The organism is Methylobacterium sp. J-077 (assembly GCF_022829365.1).
Lineage (GTDB): Bacteria > Pseudomonadota > Alphaproteobacteria > Rhizobiales > Beijerinckiaceae > Methylobacterium.
The window spans coordinates 1-923 of the sequence record NZ_JAKSYJ010000139.1; the positions used below are offsets into that span (position 1 = coordinate 1).

General features: G+C 71.2%; 1 pseudogene. It reads right to left on the bottom strand.

The features are described from left to right. Positions 1 to 49: 49 nt before the first annotated feature. A pseudogene (locus MKL11_RS16700) lies at positions 50 to 888 on the bottom strand (outer membrane protein). Positions 889 to 923 lie beyond the last annotated feature (35 nt).

Consider the following 923-nt stretch of genomic DNA (forward strand, 5'->3'; position numbering starts at 1 on the left):
GAATCCGGAACCGCTCCCGGCCCGGAGGCCGGGAGCGGTTTTCGGGGTCCTAGTACGAGCCGAACTTGTAGTTCAGGCCGGGGCGGACGACGGCGAACTCGTCGGCGCGGCGGCCGATCGGGCCGTAAGAGGCCGGGACGAGGTTGGCGGCGTTGACCACCAGGGCGCCCTGGTTGCGGTTGTTGCGGTCGAGGTTGACGTACAGGCCTTCGACCTTGAGCGGCACTGCCGAGGAGCGGAAGAAGTTCAGGAACGACTCGGTGGGGAGGGCGTACTCGATGCCGCCGCCGACGGCGTAGCCGGTGCGGAAGCTGTCGTTGCCGGCGTAGCCGCCACACGAGCGGTCGGCGCTGCCCGAGCCGTCGGCGAAGCCGCCGGTGCCGTACACGAGGGTGCGTTCGAAGGCGTAGCCGAGGCGGCCGCGCACGGTGCCGAAGTAGTCGAGGCTCGACAGGCCGCGCGGGTCGGTGACGTACAGGCCCGGGGCGACGGCGCCGTTGATGAAGGCGTTGTTCCGGTTGCGGCCGAAGTCGAGATACTGGGCGTCGGCCTCGATGCCGACGACCACGCCCGAGCCCGGGGTGAACTGGTAGTTGTAGCCGACCTGGGCGCCGCCGGAGAAGCCGTCCTGGCTGCGGTCGCGGAAGGTGGCGGTAGTGCCGGTGTGGCGTAGGGGGCCGGGATTCCGGAGACCGGACTGGTGGGACGGCTGCTGGCCTTGGAGGCGTAGCCGGCCTTGATTCCGGAGTAGGCGCCGGTCCAGGTGAACACCGGGCACGGGGGTAAAACCCGCCGGCGCGCCGCGCGGGGCGGCCGGTCCGCGGCGAAGGCCGGGCCGGCGAAAGCGGCGCCCGCGAAGGCCGGGGTGGGGCGGAGCAGGGATTTGATTAATTGGTCCCTACTTGTTGCCCCGCACCGGCCCC